We start from the raw sequence: 15,097 nt of genomic DNA, 5'->3' as shown, positions 1-15,097 counted from the left end.
GAACCCATGGCTTACAAATTTTTTAACGGATTAGCGACCCCAAGTTCTCACTTGTCCGCTGTCAATGTGGACAAAGTTAGAGCGGCTATAGTAACCGACGCCGCCTGCTTTCAATGAAAGCGCTGCGCGTCTGATGTTTGAAGTTGCTGTGCCTGGCATTCTGATGTCAATGGCACGACCACGCATGTGGAAGCTGTTTTTCGCCACGCCACCTTGCTGACGGCTGAGCATCGCATTTGTTTGTGGTGAGCGGTAACCGCTGAGTGCATGTGTCGGCTTGTGATAACCTAGTTGCAAGCGAAGGGCATACAATTGATCTAACACGTGTGGGTCATAGAGTTTTGCGCTCTTTGTGCGGCGATCACGCAATGCCCAAGAAATTTCATCTAAGGATTCACGGATGTAACCTTCACCAGGGATCCAGTAGATCACACGGGTGGTTTCCCCTAAAGCAGGCGTATAAATTCTCAACTCGCGTTCTTTTGTCACTGCTTCTTTCGCAAGCGAAGGTTGCATCGCAAACACGCCCATAAGAGATGTTGCGGCCAATGCGCCTGTGGTGAGTTTTAATAAATTACGGCGATTTTCACACACTAATTCATTATGTGCAGTAATGTATTGCTCATAGAACAAGGTGTCATCAACCGTTTCAATGATCGATGGCTGGTTGTCGTTGAGAGTATTCATGCTACCTCTTTTCTAATTTTGAATGTGTCACACGTGTTGAATGATGTCAAAAATGACAAGATGACTTCGCTATAAATTCAACAAATTACGAAGATTCTAACGAGAACGATTCATAGTTGCAAGTAAAAATTCGCAATCGATGCCTACATAATTAAAATTTCATGATCTATGTTAGAATTATCGCCCTTTATTCAGTCCATCATTAGGAAACCTGTCAGCACCATGGATGATCAACAAATTCAGCAACTTAAAATCCCACCGCACTCCATAGAAGCAGAGCAAGCCTTGCTTGGCGCCCTGCTTTATGATGCAGAAGGTTGGCAACGCATTGATGGACGCATCAGTGCCATTGACTTCTATCGTGGGGATCATCGTTTAATTTTCACCACCATTCAAGCATTGGCTGAAGATGGCAAACCGATTGACATTTTAACGGTGGCCGATCACTTAGCGCAGCAAAATAAATTAGAAGATGCGGGCGGCCGTACTTATTTAGCCATGCTCGCCGCTGAAACAACCGGCGCGACAAACATCACGGCCTACGCTGACATCATTCGTGATCGCTCCATTGTTCGTCAGCTCATAGGTGCTGGTTCCAAAATTGTGGACACAGGTTTTAATCCAGATGGTAAAACCACCGCAGAGATGCTCGAAGATGCCGAAAAAAGTGTGTTCGCCATTGCAGAGCAAGGCTCAAAAGCCGGTGAAGGTTTAGTGGGCATCAATACTGTTTTGCAAGCCTCCCTTCAGCGTTTAGATGAACTAGGTAAAATTGAAGATGGTATCACCGGTGCGCCCACAGGCTGGACTGAGTTTGACAATATGACATCCGGCTTACAAAACGGCGATATGATCGTAGTGGCAGGTCGTCCTTCGATGGGTAAAACCACGTTTGCCATGAACATTGTTGAGGCGGTTGCCTTATCCACTAAAAAACCGATTGCCGTTTTCAGTATGGAGATGCCCGCAGAGCAACTCGTGATGCGGATGTTCTCATCCCTTGGGCGCATTGAACAAACCAATTTGCGCTCTGGCCGTTTAGATGCCCATGAAATGCAGCGTTTAGTTTCTGCCACAAAGCAGCTCAATCAAACCCGCATTTTTATTGATGATCAAGGCGGCTTAAGCCCCTCTGAAATGCGTGCCCGTGCCCGTCGTCTTAAACGTGAAGAGAAAGATTTAGGGCTCATCATGGTGGATTACCTGCAATTGATGAAAGTCCCCGGTTTAGGCGAGCAACGTGTTGCGGAGGTGTCTGAAATTTCCCGTTCACTCAAACTCATGGCGCGTGAATTAGAAGTGCCCGTGATTGTGCTCTCGCAGCTCAACCGAAGCCTTGAGCAACGTCCTAATAAACGTCCGATTATGAGTGACTTACGTGAATCCGGAGCGATCGAGCAGGATGCCGACTTAATTTGCTTTATTTATCGCGATGAAGTATACAATCCTGAGAGTCCCGACAAAGGCGTCGCGGAAGTGATCATTGGTAAACAACGTAACGGCCCGATTGGCACCGTTAAATTGGCATTCCAAGGCAAATACTCTCGCTTTGCAAATTTGACCACCATCGACTATAACAATATGGCGGGTACAGACGAATAACAATGTCAATCACTTAACTTTATGGAGCACTTTTTATGTCAGATAATCAAGAATTAAAACAAACATCTACACAGCGTTCTTCGGCAGTTTATGCATGGTCCCTCGTGGTGTTATTGCTTGCAGGGGCAGGCGTGGCATGGAAAATGGGCGCCATAGAGTTTCGTTCAGCCAATGCTCTAGAAGCAGAATCCACGGTGACAGGCATTGAGACTGATGACATCAACATCATTGAAGAATGCACCGATGACAGCAGCACAGCTTTACTTGAAAAAATTTTAGCCCAAGGCATTCCTGAACTCGTTAAAAGCTCATCGCCAAATGCCACCTTAACCATTCAAAATTATGCGTATAATCAAGAGCTTTACTTTGATCCTAATCGCAATAAACGCTTGTGTGGCGTGCTTGCGCAATATAAAGTGGAAGGGCCAAATATCCCCACAGAAGTTGAGAATCCCTCCATCGTCTATGAGGTGATTTATGAGCTTCAAAAAGAGCCGGATCAATCCATCAAACTCAGTACCTTCAGACAGCGCATTACATCCTCGAATTTACAGGGTGAAAAACCGACAAATATTGAGCAAAATTAATTAATTACTTCGTGCAAATACGGATAATTAAAAAAATATGATAGGATGACCCGACTTAATATATTAACTGCAATTTTAAGGTGTACACATGACACAAAATATTATTGTCCTCAAGGAATGTGCAGCTCAGGAGAAGCGTGTTGCGCTTGATCCTTTAGTTGCCAAACGTTTCAGTGATCTCGGATTCTCTGTAACTGTCACGCCAAATGCTGGCAAGCAAGCTTTCTTCCCCGATGAAAGTTACCAAGATGTTGCGGTCAAAGCCCCAACATTTAGTGAAAATGATATTGTCCTTTGTGTGCAATCCCCAAGCTTAGAAACCATCGAAGCCCTTGCGCCAAACTCCATTTTAGTGGGTTTACTCAACCCTTATCAAAATGCAGATGTGGTCAAAGCGTTACAAGCGAAAAACATCACATCATTTGCGATGGAATTGATTCCAAGAATCACGCGTGCTCAAAGCATGGATGCCCTCTCCTCTCAAGCCACCATTGTGGGCTATGAAGGTGTATTGATGGCCGCTTCCTTGTCACCACGTTTATTCCCAATGTTAACCACAGCGGCAGGCACCATTCGCCCTGCAAAAGTTGTGGTCATTGGCGCAGGTGTTGCAGGCTTACAAGCCATTGGTACCGCACGCCGCTTAGGTGCACAAGTGGAAGCCTATGACATTCGTCCTGATGCGAAAGAACAAGTGGAATCTTTGGGCGCTAAACTCATTGATACAGGCGTCAATGCAGCCGGTGAAGGCGGTTATGCCCGTGAACTGACAGAAGAAGAAGTGGCCATGCAAGCGGCTGCCCTTAAAAAACACTTAAGTAAAGCCCATGCAGTGATCAGTACAGCTGCCATTCCGGGTCGTAAAGCGCCTGTAATCATCACAGAAGATATGGTCGAAGAGATGCCAGCGGGTTCTGTCATCATCGATTTAGCGGCAGAAACAGGCGGCAACTGTGCATTGACGCAAGTGGGTAAAATTGTGCAATACAACAATGTCACCATCTCTGGCCCTGTGAATGTTGCTTCTCGCGCAGCCCTTCACGCATCAGAAATGTATGCAAAAAACATCTTTAACTTGCTCTCACCTTTTATGGCCGAGGGACAATTGACTTTAGATTATGACGATGAAGTGATCGCGCAATGCCTCTTAACGAAAGATGGCAAAATCGTGCATGAACGCGTTCGTCAAACATTGGAGAAATAATCATGATTACACTTTTCGTCATCGCACTTGCGGCGATTGTGGGGTTTGAAATCATTTCAAGGGTGCCTGCAATCTTACACACGCCGTTAATGTCCGGTTCTAACTTTATTCATGGCGTCGTTTTGATTGGCGCAATGATCGCACTTGGCGAAGCTGAGGGCTTTTGGCAAACAACTTTAGGTTTCATCGCAGTGATTTTTGGTGCAGCAAATGCTGTGGGTGGTTACGTTGTGACCGAACGCATGCTCGAAATGTTTAAGCCAAGCGATAAAAAGGGGAAATAAACAATGAGTGGATTATTACAATTTATCGTCAATCTTGGCTATTTTGCCACGGCGATCACTTTTATTTTTGCGCTCAAACGCATGAGCCATCCTTCAACGGCACGTTCAGGGATTGTTTGGGCAGGTTACGCAATGGCTTTTGCCACCCTCATCACCTTCATTCATCCTGATGTGCATAGTAACTACTTACTCATCATCATCGCCATTTTAATCGGTGGCATCATTGCGAACATTACGGCAAAAAGCGTCAAAATGACGGACATGCCACAAATGATCGCCATTTATAACGGTGTGGGCTCAGCCTCTGCAGCGTGTATTGCTGCCATCACATTGCTTCGTACAGGCACATTGGTGGAATTACACAGTGGCGCGGACTTTAGAAGCGTACCGCCTATGCTGTTGTTAGCGGGCATCGGTGGTTTAATCGGCGTGATCTCCTTTACAGGTTCCATCATCGCGTGGATGAAATTAGATGGTCGCATGAACAAAACCGTGCGCATCAAAGGTCGTAACCTCATCAATGCAGGTTTATTGATGGCAGCCATTTTATTTGTGATCATGCTGGCTAATGTGGCACCCGATGCCACACACCCAGATTACTTCTATGTGGTTTTATTGTTTGTGGTGGCATCTGCATTAGGCATTTTAATCGCCATCCCAATTGGCGGTGCGGACATGCCTGTGGTCATCTCTTTATTCAATGCGTTAACAGGTTTAGCTGTGGCATTTGAAGGGATCGCAACCCATAACTACGGCTTAGTGGTTTCCGGTATGGTTGTGGGTGCAGCGGGTTCTTTATTGACCATTTTAATGGCCAAAGCGATGAACCGTTCATTGTCTAACGTATTGTTCTCTAACTTTGGTGATGCACAAGCCAGCACTGAAGAGATCACGGGCAGCTTAAAGCCAGTGGGCGCAGGCGATGCAGCGATGACCATGGCGTATGCACAAAAAGTGATCATCGTTCCGGGTTATGGTTTAGCAGTGGCGCAAGCGCAGCACAAAGTGGCTGAATTGACAAAATTGCTTGAAGATAAAGGCGTGGATGTGAAATTTGCCATCCATCCTGTGGCCGGTCGTATGCCAGGACACATGAACGTATTGCTTGCAGAAGCTGGCATTCCGTATGACTTGATCTTTGACTTAGATGAAATCAACGATGAGTTTAAAGACACGGATGCAGTTTTAGTAATCGGTGCAAACGACGTTGTGAACCCTGTGGCACGTACAGATAAATCTAGCCCAATTTATGGCATGCCAATCTTAAATGCAGACATGGCAAAACAAGTGTTTGTGATTAAGCGTGGTCAAGGCGCGGGCTTCTCTGGCATTGAAAACCACCTCTTCTACCTCGACAATACCAACATGGTGTATGGCGATGCTCAGAAGATGGTCAATGACATGATTGCTGCGGTTAAATCTGTGTAAATCAGTTCTGCATCATTGAAAAAAGCCGACAATGTCGGCTTTTTTATTGTCTAAATTTCATCAATCAATTTATGCGATGATTATGGGATTGATTAAATCATGACAAAAACGCACCACACTCATCGCAGCTAATTGCGAGGTTTTCGGGTTATCCTTAAGGGGATCTCCTTCGATCACCAATGCTAATTGCCCAAAAGCGCCGCGTGCCTTCACTTGATGTTGATTGCGACCAATATTCGGATCTGCAGTGAGCTCCACCGTTGTTTGATCCATGCCAATCCCTGCCAATGCAAGGGTTGCTGCCACATTGGTGTTGGCAGGAAATAGCTGAGCAGCCTCCCGAGCAGTCCCCCGATAAAATGTGACCGCTTCTGTCAATTCAGATAAATTCACCAAATGCTCCGCATGGCTGCCTTGCCAACCGGCAGGCGGCTTTCTGCCTTGATAAATCACTTCATCTAAGCCTGCATGCCTCGCAGCACTCAATGCATCAACACCTGCAATCGCACCAGATAAAATATGCAAACGGCTGCCAAATTTTCGCGCAGATACCACCATCGATTGATGCCATTGATCATCCGCAAATGCACCGACAGAAATGATGCCAATCGGTACGCCAAAGGCAATGGCTTTCGGTAAATGCATTTGTAGGGCACTTTGCCCTGCCACTTCAATCACCGCATCGGGCGTGCCTTGAATGTCATCGATTTTTGACACCACTTGAATACTGCTACCCACTTCATGCTGCACCGCTTGAACCTTGCCCTCACGCACCACCAACCATTGAATGGCCATCTCTTTAGGCAATGCTTGCATCACCACTTTTGCCATTGCGCCATAACCCACCATCAGAATTTGCATTCACTCTCCCGCAATTTAGTCGCTCAATCTTTTATGATCTTTGTTAGAATAGCACTTTTGTAATATCACCTCGATCTTATGACTTTGCCTAAATAATGAAGCTGACCCCCGAGCAAGATGCGATTCTTGCAATTGATGCCAACTTAAAAGTGAATGCGGTTGCTGGTTCTGGCAAAACAACCACCATCGTTGCCTATGCAAAATCCCGTCCGCTTGATGCTCGGATCCTCTATTTAGCCTTTAACCAAACCGTCAAACAAGAAGCGATGATTCGCTTTCGTGAAGCACAACTGTACAATGTGACGGTGGAAACAGCCCACTCATTGGCGTATCGTTATATTGTGCGCCGCGGTGGTTATCAGATCAAAAATAATGGTTATAGCCTACCTGAAATCGTTCAGATTTTAGAGCTTGGGCAATCGATGCCCATGCAGCGCGCTTATTTAATGGCGCACCACATTGATCAACTGATGATGCTCTATTGCAACAGCGCCATCCGAAGCGCTTCTGAGCTTGATTACGCAGCCACTTTGAGCGATGCGAAAGCTAAAGCCTTTGTCAATAATAATCACCATGAAATCACTGAACACACGCGCACGTGGATGCGCAAAATGAATCAGGCTGACATTGCCATCACCCATGACTTTTACCTCAAAAAATTTCAATTATTGAGCCCACAATTGCCCTTTGATTACATTTGCTTTGATGAAGGACAAGATGCCTCCCCTGTGATGCTGGACATTTTCTTAAAGCAACCTGCGAAAAAAATGATCGTCGGGGATCGTCATCAACAAATTTACAGTTGGCGTTATGCCGTCAATGCCTTGGAAGAGACGGATTTTGTCACCTTCCCTTTAAGTTGTAGCTTTCGATTTTCTTCAGACATTGCCCAATTAGCGCAATCAATCTTGGCATGGAAATCCCATCTACACATCAAAGAAGATGCCAAAATCGAAGGCATGGGCAACCGTGCAAACCAACATCAAAAAATTGTCCTCGGGCGCACCAATTTAGGCTTATTGCGTGAAGCCATTCGTTATATTCATGATCCATCCCTCACAGGCAGCTTGTACTTTGAGGGCAGCATTCATGCTTATACGCACACTGAGGAAGGCACATCCCTTTATGATGTGGTGAATTTACATTTGGGCAAATTCGATAAAATCCATAGCCCGATGATTAAAACCTTCCCAAGCCTTGAGGCTCTTGAGGAATATGCCGAAACCACCAATGATGCACAGCTAAAAATGTTGATTGAACTTGTGAGACTCTATGGTGCAAACATCTTTAACGTCATGAAAAAACTCAAAGCGCGTTTGGTGGAGAAAGAGGACAAAGCCACGGCAGATTTAGTCTTTTCAACCGTTCATCGCAGCAAAGGGCTTGAGTATGATGAAGTCTATTTAGTGGAGGATTTCATTACAGAAGATGAAGTCAAACGCTTAGCAAAAAGCGCAGATGCCAGCCAAATCCTTAAAATCATTGAAGAGATTAACCTCTTATATGTCGCCATCACGCGCACAAAACATACTTTATACATTGCTGAATCAATGTTACCAAAAGATTTTCCTAAGCTGCCTGGCATTCGCGTCATGAGTCCAAAGCAGCGCGTCAATTATTTACAAGAATTTTATCGTCTCGGGAGGCCATAATGTGGACCATTTATCATAATGACAATTGTTCTAAATCTCGTGCAGCATTTGCGCTGCTGACAGAAAAAGGGGTGACGTTTAATGTCATCAACTACTTAAAAACCCCACCAACCCTTGCCACATTGACAGAGATTGCCGGTTACCTTGATCACAACATTGATGCCATGGTGCGCATGAAAGATGATGCTTTTGCCCCCATTAAAGATCAATGGGGTACTTGGTCAGATGCTGAAAAACTTGCCCATTTAGCCAACAACATCGCCCTATTAGAGCGCCCGATTGTGGTGACGGATGATCACCGTGCGAAAATTGGTCGCCCAGATCACACAGCCCTCCTAGAACTTTTTGAGGAGAATGCTCATGCGTAGTTTTTTCATCATTGGCGGATTGATGTGCGCCCTTGCCGTTGCCTTTGGCGCATTTGGTGCGCATGCGTTAAAACCGATGTTCAATGAATATCAAATGAGTTTATGGGAGCGCGGCAATTATTATCAAATGATTCATGGCATTGCGATTCTCTTATCCGCATTGGCCGCATATGTATTTCAAACCCAACGTTATTTTTTCATTGCCAGCGCACTCTTCACGCTTGGCATTGTGTGCTTTGCGGGCAGCTTATACGCCATCGCATTGACGGGCATCACCGCATTCGGAATGGTTGCCCCCATTGGCGGCATCTCATTGATGATTGCGTGGTTATTATTTTTGATCGGCTGTTTTAAATTTTCTTCAAACATTGTTATTCCTAAAGGGGCTTAAATATGTTGGATGCAATTACTGCACTTTCTCCACTCGATGGTCGTTATTCACGCCAAACCTCACCATTACAAAAACTCATGAGTGAATATGGCTTAGTGAAAGCTAGAATCACTGTAGAAATTGAATGGTTCATCGCATTGTCTGAAAATGCAGGCATTCCTGAAGTGCCAGCATTCTCTAATGACACCGTGCAGTTATTGCGCGACATCTATCTAAACTTTGCGCCAAGCGATGCTAAAGCCGTCAAAGAGATCGAAAAAACCACCAATCATGACGTCAAAGCGGTGGAATATTGGTTAAAAGATGCGTTCCGCTCTGTCCCTGAAGTGGAGCAATACTCTGAGTTTTTACACTTTGCGTGTACCTCAGAAGACATCAACAACTTATCCTATGCTTTGATGCTTAAAGAGAGCGTCAATGATGTAATGATGCCAGAATTGGCCAACATCATCGCAACGCTTCGCACAATGGCACACACATTGGCAGACATTCCATTGTTGTCACGCACACACGGACAATCGGCCACACCCTCAACGCTTGGTAAAGAGATGGCCAACGTGGTGTATCGTTTAGAGCGCCAATACAAAGCCCTTGAGAACTTTGAGTTCTTTGGCAAAATCAATGGTGCTGTCGGTAACTACAATGCACACATGGTGGCTTATCCGGATGTGGATTGGGAAAACCACGCCATGACATTGGTGGAAAAACATTTAGGTTTAAGCTTCATGCCCTATTCCACACAAATTGAACCGCACGATTATGTGGCTGAACTCTCTCACATCATGAGCCGTTCAAACACCATCATGATCGACTTAGCCCGTGACATTTGGGGATACATCAGCCTTGCTTACTTCAAACAAAAAGTGATCGCAGGCGAAGTGGGTTCATCAACGATGCCGCATAAAGTCAATCCAATTGACTTTGAAAATGCAGAAGGCAACTTTGGCATTGCAAACGCCCTATTCACTCATTTTGCAGAGAAATTACCAATCTCAAGATGGCAACGTGATTTAAGCGACTCAACAGTATTAAGAAGCTTAGGCTCAGCCTTTGGTTACACCATGATCGCTTATAAAAGCCTACAAAAAGGCTTGTCTAAATTAGAAGTCAATGAAGCGAACATTCATGCGGATTTAGATCACAACTGGGAAGTCCTAGCTGAACCGATTCAAACCGTAATGCGCCGCTATGGCATCGAAGCACCGTATGAAAAACTCAAAGCCTTAACCCGTGGTCAAAAAGTGGATGCAGCAAAATTAACGGCCTTCATCGACACGCTTGAATTACCAGAAGATGTGAAAGTGGCATTGAAGAAATTAACGCCACACAACTACATTGGTCAAGCCGCAGCATTGGCAAAACGTATTTAATATTAAATACAATTAAATCATCAGAGGCTGAATTTTCAGCCTTTTTTATTGCCAATAAAATTAAATGCCGGAAATGAAAAAACCCTGCACATTGTGCAGGGGCTTCATCAATTGGCGCGCCCAGAAGGAGTCGAACCTCCGACCGCCTGGTTCGTAGCCAGGTACTCTATCCAGCTGAGCTATGGGCGCATTCTCAAAAGAGGCAATCATTATAGCGTGATTTTTAAATCTGTCAAACAAATGTTTCGATCATTTTTCATCCGCTCAATACCAAAAAACCCTACACTTTCGTGCAGGGTTTCTATCAATTGGCGCGCCCAGAAGGAGTCGAACCTCCGACCGCCTGGTTCGTAGCCAGGTACTCTATCCAGCTGAGCTATGGGCGCTTGTCTCAAAAGAGGGGCTCATTATAGCGTAATCTCCGGCGCTGTCAAACTTTATTGCGCCTATTTTTTGAGCATGTCCGCCAATCCTGCAAAAGGATTATGTTTTACCTCAACTTTTTCATCTTCGCTGACATGATATTTTGCACGCAAAGCTTCCTCTTGGCGCTGATGCTCATTGTCATGACAATACAAACACAACAATTCCCAGTTGCTGCCATCAGGCGGATTGTTGTCATGATCATGATCGCGGTGATGCACGGTCAATTCAAATAGATTACTGCGATCAAACTCACGCGCACAGCGACCACAAATCCACGAGTACATTTTAAGGGCACGCTCACGATAACCTGCCGCACGTTGATCCGCTTCTTTTCTTGCTTTTGCCACAATTTCGTCTAAGCGACTTTTTGACATCGTCACCATTACACACTTCCTTTTAACACACGTTGTTTCTCGATGTTCCATTCGCGCTCTTTAATGGTTGCGCGTTTATCATGATCTTTTTTACCTTTTGCTAAACCAATTTCCACCTTCACCATGCCTTTTTTCCAATACATTGCCAATGGCACGATGGTGTAACCTTTGCGATCCATGCTACCCATCAAGCGATCAATCTCATGCTTATGGAGTAACAGTTTACGCGTGCGGATCGGATCAGGATGCACATGGGTCGATGCCGACATCAACGGTGCAATGTGCGCCCCAAAGAGAAACGCCTCACCATTTTTAAAAGTGACATATGCCTCTTTCATCTGCGCTTTGCCGGCGCGAATGCTTTTGACTTCCCAACCTTCTAAGCTGATGCCTGCTTCGATCTTCTCTTCGATGAAATAATCATGAAAAGCCTTTTTATTCGCCGCAATCTGCGGATTGAACGAAGGTTTACTTTTTTTACTCATTGAATTCATTCCTTCAACATTTTAATGCTGTAACATGCTCATAATCTAACATATTGCGCGATCTTTGAGAATTTATCCCCACAAAATTATGTGCTTCTCGTATTTGTGCCTATAATAGGGAATCATCATTTATTGATCAATAAGGATACAGCAGTTGAGAAGCCAACGTTTACACAAAGATGAACGCCATGAACAGTTATTGTCGGTTGCCAATCAGATCATTCGTGAAGAAGGCACCGAAGCCCTCACTTTGATCACATTAGCGGATAAAGCAGGCGTCACAAAACCCATCACCTATCGTCATTTTGGCAATCGTAAAACGCTGCTTCACATCCTTTTTCAGCAAACTTATACACAAGTGGCCGAAACCATGCAGCAACAAATCCTCAAAGATGCCACTTGCCTTAAAGATGCGGTGCGCATTTTTGCCGGCACTTGCATCAATTGTATGGACAATCATGGCAAAGAGTTTTCTGCCATCATCTCTGCCCTCAAAGCGTATCCTGAATATGAACAGATTGATCTAGAAGTCCAAGACTTTTATTGCAATACGCTTCAATCTTCCCTCGCCCCATTTTTACCCGAAGGCTACCAAATTCCAAAGCTCACTTTGATCATGATCTATGGCGCCACCAATGCCGCAGGTGGCATGCTGCTCAATGGTTTGATCACCAAAGATGAGATGGTTCACAATGTCACCCGTTTAATTTGTACGCAATTAGCGCATGGCTGCGACCATGCAATCACCCCTAAGGAGTAATGTTATGGCGGATTTATTGATCACTTTAACGCAACACGAATCAAATGCAAACAATGTCACCATCGCTTTTACGATGGGCAATGAAGCCTTAAATAAAGGCTACAGCGTGGACATTGTGCTGCTCTCTGATGCTGTGGCTTTAGCACAAAAAGGCTATGATGAGAAAATTGACATTGGCGCCCCCTTTAAAGCGCTGCATGAGCTCTTGCCTGCCTTTTTACAAGCGGGTGGCAAACTGAAGGTATGCAAGGCTTGCATGATCCACAATGGCGTCAAAGAAGAGGATTTACTCAAAGATGCCCTCATCATCACAGCCCCAGATGTGATTGATCTTTTAATGGAATCTAAAAAATCCTTGCAGCTCAATTAATTGCTAAATTTTAAAGCCATATGAAAAAACCTCAGCATGCTGAGGTTTTTTATCATCTCAAATATGCGCTCAATTATAAAAATTCAGGCAATTGTCCTAAATCATCTTTAGCAATCTCAGCGTCATCAATGCGTAAATATTCTGCATCCCCAAGGATCACTAAATTCACCGCGTGCATTGGCGTCCACACTTTTTGATTTTTCGCATAATGTGCCGTGGCAAAGGCAATCTTTTGTGTTTTCAAGAGATCACACAACAATGATTTGATGGCGTAACGTGAACTTTTCACAGAGATTTTACCTGTTTGATCAACATCCACACGTCGAATTCTCGCGCCTGCAATGTTACCTTGAGCATCTTTTTTAATTTTATAGATATAAAAATCAGCAGTTGTCATTCTTTTTTCCTTAAGATGATCTGTCCATTTGGCACAGAACTCATTGTGTCACAATGAAATTTAAATACTAGGCAATAAAAAAGCCCTTGAAACAAGGGCTTAATTACATTATCTGGCGGAGAAGGAGGGATTCGAACCCTCGATACGCTATTAACGTATATCCGCTTTCCAGGCGAACGCCTTCAGCCACTCGGCCACTTCTCCATTAATGCTTGAGAGCAGAAATATACCCGATTTAAAACCAAATAGCAAATTATTGGTTGATCGTATATTTACCACTTCGGATGCCGACATTCGGAACCTTATGATATTTCTCAAAATAATCATACCCTTCTTTCAACTCTAACCAAAAAGCATAATGGGGCGAATGTTTCTCTCGGCTCAAGCGCGCATCCGTCATTTTAAAGGGAAACACATGCACCGGCACAGAGCTTTGACCACGATTCAATGAAGCGGCCACCAACTGATAAATCTCATCCATTTGCTGATCGGTCATGGCATAGCACCCCACAGAGACACAATCACCATGCACCATCAAATAGTCGCCCGTATAGCCTTTAAAACGGTCATATTGATTCGGAAAACCTAAATCAAATGATTTGTAATATTGGCTATAGGGATTGAGTGCGCGACGCGTCACCTGATAAAAACCTTCAGGAGAAACCTTATCACCCTGCCGTTTCTTTGGCCCTAAAGGACCTGAGTAATAGCAAATGGGATAATTGGTCAATTGCTGATATTTGCCATGTTTTTCATACCAAATTTCAAGCATGCGTTCTTCTTTAAAAATGCGCACAAAAATGGGATCGCCCTTTTTCGCACGAATGCTCTTTAAGCGCTGCTCAAGGGGTGCATCCGTCATATACGGTGCACGAGAAGGTGTGCTGCATGCGGCAATGATCCACACACAGCACAAAATTAAAATGTTCTTCATACAATCCTATGGCGAGCGTATTTATTGAAGATAACTCAATACCGCATCGTGCAATGCGCCATTTGTTGCCACGATGTTTGTGCTCTCTAAGCTCAAAGGCTGACCGGCTAAATCTGTCACTTTTCCGCCCGCTTCTGTCACGATGATGGAAAGTGCTGCAACGTCTAAAATTGTCACGTCAGATTCAACCACAATGTCCACTTTGCCCGCAGCTGTGTAATGATAATGCAAGAAGTCGCCAAAGCCGCGCGTGCTATTGATCGCTAAGAGCAATTGGCCATAGTTTTGCCATTTTGTGCTGTCTTTTGCCAATGATTTAATGTTGCCTGAGGAAAATACGGCATCTTTTAATTCAGTAATGTCACTCACATGTACGCGCTCACCATTGATGAATGTGCCATTGCCTTTTGTGGCATAGGCCATTTCACCTTCGCCAAAGCATGGCGCAGATGACACACCTAAAATGATCTCACCTTTGTACATCAACGCAATTTGTGTGGAGAAAAATGGGCGGCGGCGAATAAAGGCTTTAGTCCCATCAATCGGATCAATGAGCCACTGATAATCGGACTCAGGATTAATCATGCCACCTTCTTCACCCCAAAATCCATGCTCAGGAAAATTTTCAACAATAATTGATCTGATCAGGGTTTCCACATTAACATCGACCTCGGTAACTGGTGTATAATCACCTTTAATCGTAATGTTAAAACCTTGTGCTTCGTACGCTTTACGAATCATTTTTTTAGACTCTTGTGCGGCTAAAAGTGCAACCTTTAAAAACTGTTCCATATTTTCCTCAATATTAAGATGTAAACTATGACAAAATGACATTACCTTGCCCAATTAAGCACAAAATTAACGATCATTTTTTTACTTTCTGTTAGAATTGAGACCAACTCTTCACAGACAAATGT

Annotated in this window: 18 protein-coding genes and 3 tRNA genes; 11 read left to right on the top strand and 10 right to left on the bottom strand. The window is 44.4% G+C overall.

What is annotated here, in order from left to right; translation table 11 throughout:
* Nucleotides 1-30: 30 nt before the first annotated feature.
* Nucleotides 31-687, bottom strand: coding sequence for a peptidoglycan L,D-endopeptidase MepK (mepK, locus tag B9T10_RS09025; RefSeq protein WP_008315379.1), 657 nt, complete (start codon nt 685-687; stop codon nt 31-33).
* A 222-nt stretch (nt 688-909) separates the two neighbouring features.
* Here mepK and dnaB point away from each other — a divergent pair, with 222 nt between their 5' ends.
* The 5 genes from dnaB to B9T10_RS09000 all read left to right on the top strand — a co-directional run bounded on the left by dnaB (nt 910) and on the right by B9T10_RS09000 (nt 5,792).
* Nucleotides 910-2,289 carry a replicative DNA helicase gene (gene dnaB / locus B9T10_RS09020; protein WP_008315381.1) on the top strand — a complete coding sequence of 460 codons (1,380 nt, stop codon included), beginning with the start codon at nt 910-912 and terminating at the stop codon, nt 2,287-2,289.
* A gap of 35 nt (nt 2,290-2,324) precedes the next feature.
* Nucleotides 2,325-2,876, top strand: coding sequence for a hypothetical protein (locus B9T10_RS09015; protein ID WP_063455251.1), 552 nt, complete (start codon nt 2,325-2,327; stop codon nt 2,874-2,876).
* Nucleotides 2,877-2,964: 88 nt separating this feature from the next.
* Complete coding sequence (locus B9T10_RS09010; protein WP_008315383.1) at nt 2,965-4,080, top strand: NAD(P) transhydrogenase subunit alpha; 1,116 nt, start codon at nt 2,965-2,967, stop codon at nt 4,078-4,080.
* 2 nt (nt 4,081-4,082) lie between these two features.
* Nucleotides 4,083-4,364 carry an NAD(P) transhydrogenase subunit alpha part 2 gene (locus tag B9T10_RS09005; protein WP_008315384.1) on the top strand — a complete coding sequence of 94 codons (282 nt, stop codon included), beginning with the start codon at nt 4,083-4,085 and terminating at the stop codon, nt 4,362-4,364.
* A 3-nt stretch (nt 4,365-4,367) separates the two neighbouring features.
* Nucleotides 4,368-5,792, top strand: a complete 1,425-nt coding sequence (locus B9T10_RS09000) for an NAD(P)(+) transhydrogenase (Re/Si-specific) subunit beta (RefSeq protein WP_094493807.1) — start codon at nt 4,368-4,370, stop codon at nt 5,790-5,792.
* Nucleotides 5,793-5,861: 69 nt separating this feature from the next.
* Here B9T10_RS09000 and B9T10_RS08995 read toward each other — a convergent pair whose 3' ends face one another.
* Nucleotides 5,862-6,653: an aspartate dehydrogenase gene (locus B9T10_RS08995; RefSeq protein ID WP_094538304.1), complete on the bottom strand. Its 792-nt coding sequence runs from the start codon at nt 6,651-6,653 to the stop codon at nt 5,862-5,864.
* A gap of 95 nt (nt 6,654-6,748) precedes the next feature.
* On the opposite strand from B9T10_RS08995, the gene B9T10_RS08990 reads away from it, so the two are divergent.
* Genes B9T10_RS08990 through purB form a run of 4 tightly spaced genes read left to right on the top strand, consistent with a single transcriptional unit; the run spans nt 6,749 to nt 10,434 of the window.
* On the top strand, nt 6,749-8,305 hold the full coding sequence (locus tag B9T10_RS08990) for a UvrD-helicase domain-containing protein (protein ID WP_094538303.1): 1,557 nt from the start codon (nt 6,749-6,751) through the stop codon (nt 8,303-8,305).
* A complete protein-coding gene (locus B9T10_RS08985; RefSeq protein WP_094493077.1) occupies nt 8,305-8,673 on the top strand; it encodes an ArsC/Spx/MgsR family protein in 369 nt (122 codons plus the stop codon). Before B9T10_RS08990 ends, B9T10_RS08985 begins: the two co-directional genes overlap by 1 nt.
* Nucleotides 8,666-9,064, top strand: coding sequence for a DUF423 domain-containing protein (locus B9T10_RS08980; protein ID WP_094491798.1), 399 nt, complete (start codon nt 8,666-8,668; stop codon nt 9,062-9,064). The genes B9T10_RS08985 and B9T10_RS08980 overlap by 8 nt, the downstream gene beginning before the upstream one ends.
* Nucleotides 9,065-9,066: 2 nt before the next feature.
* A complete protein-coding gene (purB, locus tag B9T10_RS08975; RefSeq protein WP_063503252.1) occupies nt 9,067-10,434 on the top strand; it encodes an adenylosuccinate lyase in 1,368 nt (455 codons plus the stop codon).
* Between the two features lie 112 nt (nt 10,435-10,546).
* Here the strand turns inward: purB and B9T10_RS08970 are convergent.
* From B9T10_RS08970 to smpB, 4 genes are all read right to left on the bottom strand, one after another.
* Nucleotides 10,547-10,623: transfer RNA gene (locus B9T10_RS08970), tRNA-Arg, on the bottom strand.
* A 120-nt stretch (nt 10,624-10,743) separates the two neighbouring features.
* Nucleotides 10,744-10,820, bottom strand: a tRNA-Arg gene (locus tag B9T10_RS08965).
* Between the two features lie 60 nt (nt 10,821-10,880).
* On the bottom strand, nt 10,881-11,243 hold the full coding sequence (locus B9T10_RS08960) for a YajD family HNH nuclease (RefSeq protein ID WP_008315399.1): 363 nt from the start codon (nt 11,241-11,243) through the stop codon (nt 10,881-10,883).
* Nucleotides 11,243-11,719 (bottom strand): SsrA-binding protein SmpB, encoded by a 477-nt coding sequence (gene smpB, locus B9T10_RS08955; RefSeq protein WP_008315400.1) that lies wholly within the window; start codon nt 11,717-11,719, stop codon nt 11,243-11,245. Before smpB ends, B9T10_RS08960 begins: the two co-directional genes overlap by 1 nt.
* Before the next feature lie 154 nt (nt 11,720-11,873).
* On the opposite strand from smpB, the gene B9T10_RS08950 reads away from it, so the two are divergent.
* Nucleotides 11,874-12,479 carry a TetR/AcrR family transcriptional regulator gene (locus tag B9T10_RS08950; protein WP_094538302.1) on the top strand — a complete coding sequence of 202 codons (606 nt, stop codon included), beginning with the start codon at nt 11,874-11,876 and terminating at the stop codon, nt 12,477-12,479.
* A 4-nt stretch (nt 12,480-12,483) separates the two neighbouring features.
* On the top strand, nt 12,484-12,849 hold the full coding sequence (locus B9T10_RS08945; RefSeq protein ID WP_063455254.1) for a DsrE family protein: 366 nt from the start codon (nt 12,484-12,486) through the stop codon (nt 12,847-12,849).
* A 73-nt stretch (nt 12,850-12,922) separates the two neighbouring features.
* Here B9T10_RS08945 and B9T10_RS08940 read toward each other — a convergent pair whose 3' ends face one another.
* The 4 genes from B9T10_RS08940 to B9T10_RS08925 form a co-directional block, all read right to left on the bottom strand.
* On the bottom strand, nt 12,923-13,246 hold the full coding sequence (locus tag B9T10_RS08940) for a hypothetical protein (protein ID WP_008315403.1): 324 nt from the start codon (nt 13,244-13,246) through the stop codon (nt 12,923-12,925).
* Nucleotides 13,247-13,359: 113 nt separating this feature from the next.
* A tRNA-Ser gene (locus B9T10_RS08935) sits at nt 13,360-13,450 on the bottom strand.
* Between the two features lie 49 nt (nt 13,451-13,499).
* Nucleotides 13,500-14,180 carry a L,D-transpeptidase family protein gene (locus tag B9T10_RS08930; protein WP_008315404.1) on the bottom strand — a complete coding sequence of 227 codons (681 nt, stop codon included), beginning with the start codon at nt 14,178-14,180 and terminating at the stop codon, nt 13,500-13,502.
* A 21-nt stretch (nt 14,181-14,201) separates the two neighbouring features.
* Nucleotides 14,202-14,972 carry an inositol monophosphatase family protein gene (locus tag B9T10_RS08925; protein ID WP_008315405.1) on the bottom strand — a complete coding sequence of 257 codons (771 nt, stop codon included), beginning with the start codon at nt 14,970-14,972 and terminating at the stop codon, nt 14,202-14,204.
* Nucleotides 14,973-15,097 lie beyond the last annotated feature (125 nt).

The organism is Wohlfahrtiimonas chitiniclastica, from assembly GCF_002252325.1.
GTDB classification, from domain to species: Bacteria; Pseudomonadota; Gammaproteobacteria; order Cardiobacteriales; family Wohlfahrtiimonadaceae; genus Wohlfahrtiimonas; species Wohlfahrtiimonas chitiniclastica.
This window is presented reverse-complemented; position numbering and strand designations above follow the sequence as displayed.

Excerpts from the sequence above, each read along its gene's own strand:
- B9T10_RS08960 (WP_008315399.1), bottom strand. The coding sequence starts at position 11,243 with ATGGTGACGATGTCAAAAAGTCGCTTAGACGAAATTGTGGCAAAAGCA.
- smpB (WP_008315400.1), bottom strand. The coding sequence starts at position 11,719 with ATGAGTAAAAAAAGTAAACCTTCGTTCAATCCGCAGATTGCGGCGAAT.
- B9T10_RS08980 (WP_094491798.1), top strand. The coding sequence starts at position 8,666 with ATGCGTAGTTTTTTCATCATTGGCGGATTGATGTGCGCCCTTGCCGTT.
- B9T10_RS09000 (WP_094493807.1), top strand. The coding sequence starts at position 4,368 with ATGAGTGGATTATTACAATTTATCGTCAATCTTGGCTATTTTGCCACG.
- B9T10_RS08925 (WP_008315405.1), bottom strand. The coding sequence starts at position 14,972 with ATGGAACAGTTTTTAAAGGTTGCACTTTTAGCCGCACAAGAGTCTAAA.
- B9T10_RS08990 (WP_094538303.1), top strand. The coding sequence starts at position 6,749 with ATGAAGCTGACCCCCGAGCAAGATGCGATTCTTGCAATTGATGCCAAC.
- B9T10_RS09005 (WP_008315384.1), top strand. The coding sequence starts at position 4,083 with ATGATTACACTTTTCGTCATCGCACTTGCGGCGATTGTGGGGTTTGAA.
- B9T10_RS08995 (WP_094538304.1), bottom strand. The coding sequence starts at position 6,653 with ATGCAAATTCTGATGGTGGGTTATGGCGCAATGGCAAAAGTGGTGATG.
- dnaB (WP_008315381.1), top strand. The coding sequence starts at position 910 with ATGGATGATCAACAAATTCAGCAACTTAAAATCCCACCGCACTCCATA.
- B9T10_RS08930 (WP_008315404.1), bottom strand. The coding sequence starts at position 14,180 with ATGAAGAACATTTTAATTTTGTGCTGTGTGTGGATCATTGCCGCATGC.
- B9T10_RS08985 (WP_094493077.1), top strand. The coding sequence starts at position 8,305 with ATGTGGACCATTTATCATAATGACAATTGTTCTAAATCTCGTGCAGCA.
- B9T10_RS08940 (WP_008315403.1), bottom strand. The coding sequence starts at position 13,246 with ATGACAACTGCTGATTTTTATATCTATAAAATTAAAAAAGATGCTCAA.
- mepK (WP_008315379.1), bottom strand. The coding sequence starts at position 687 with ATGAATACTCTCAACGACAACCAGCCATCGATCATTGAAACGGTTGAT.
- B9T10_RS09010 (WP_008315383.1), top strand. The coding sequence starts at position 2,965 with ATGACACAAAATATTATTGTCCTCAAGGAATGTGCAGCTCAGGAGAAG.
- B9T10_RS08945 (WP_063455254.1), top strand. The coding sequence starts at position 12,484 with ATGGCGGATTTATTGATCACTTTAACGCAACACGAATCAAATGCAAAC.
- B9T10_RS09015 (WP_063455251.1), top strand. The coding sequence starts at position 2,325 with ATGTCAGATAATCAAGAATTAAAACAAACATCTACACAGCGTTCTTCG.
- purB (WP_063503252.1), top strand. The coding sequence starts at position 9,067 with ATGTTGGATGCAATTACTGCACTTTCTCCACTCGATGGTCGTTATTCA.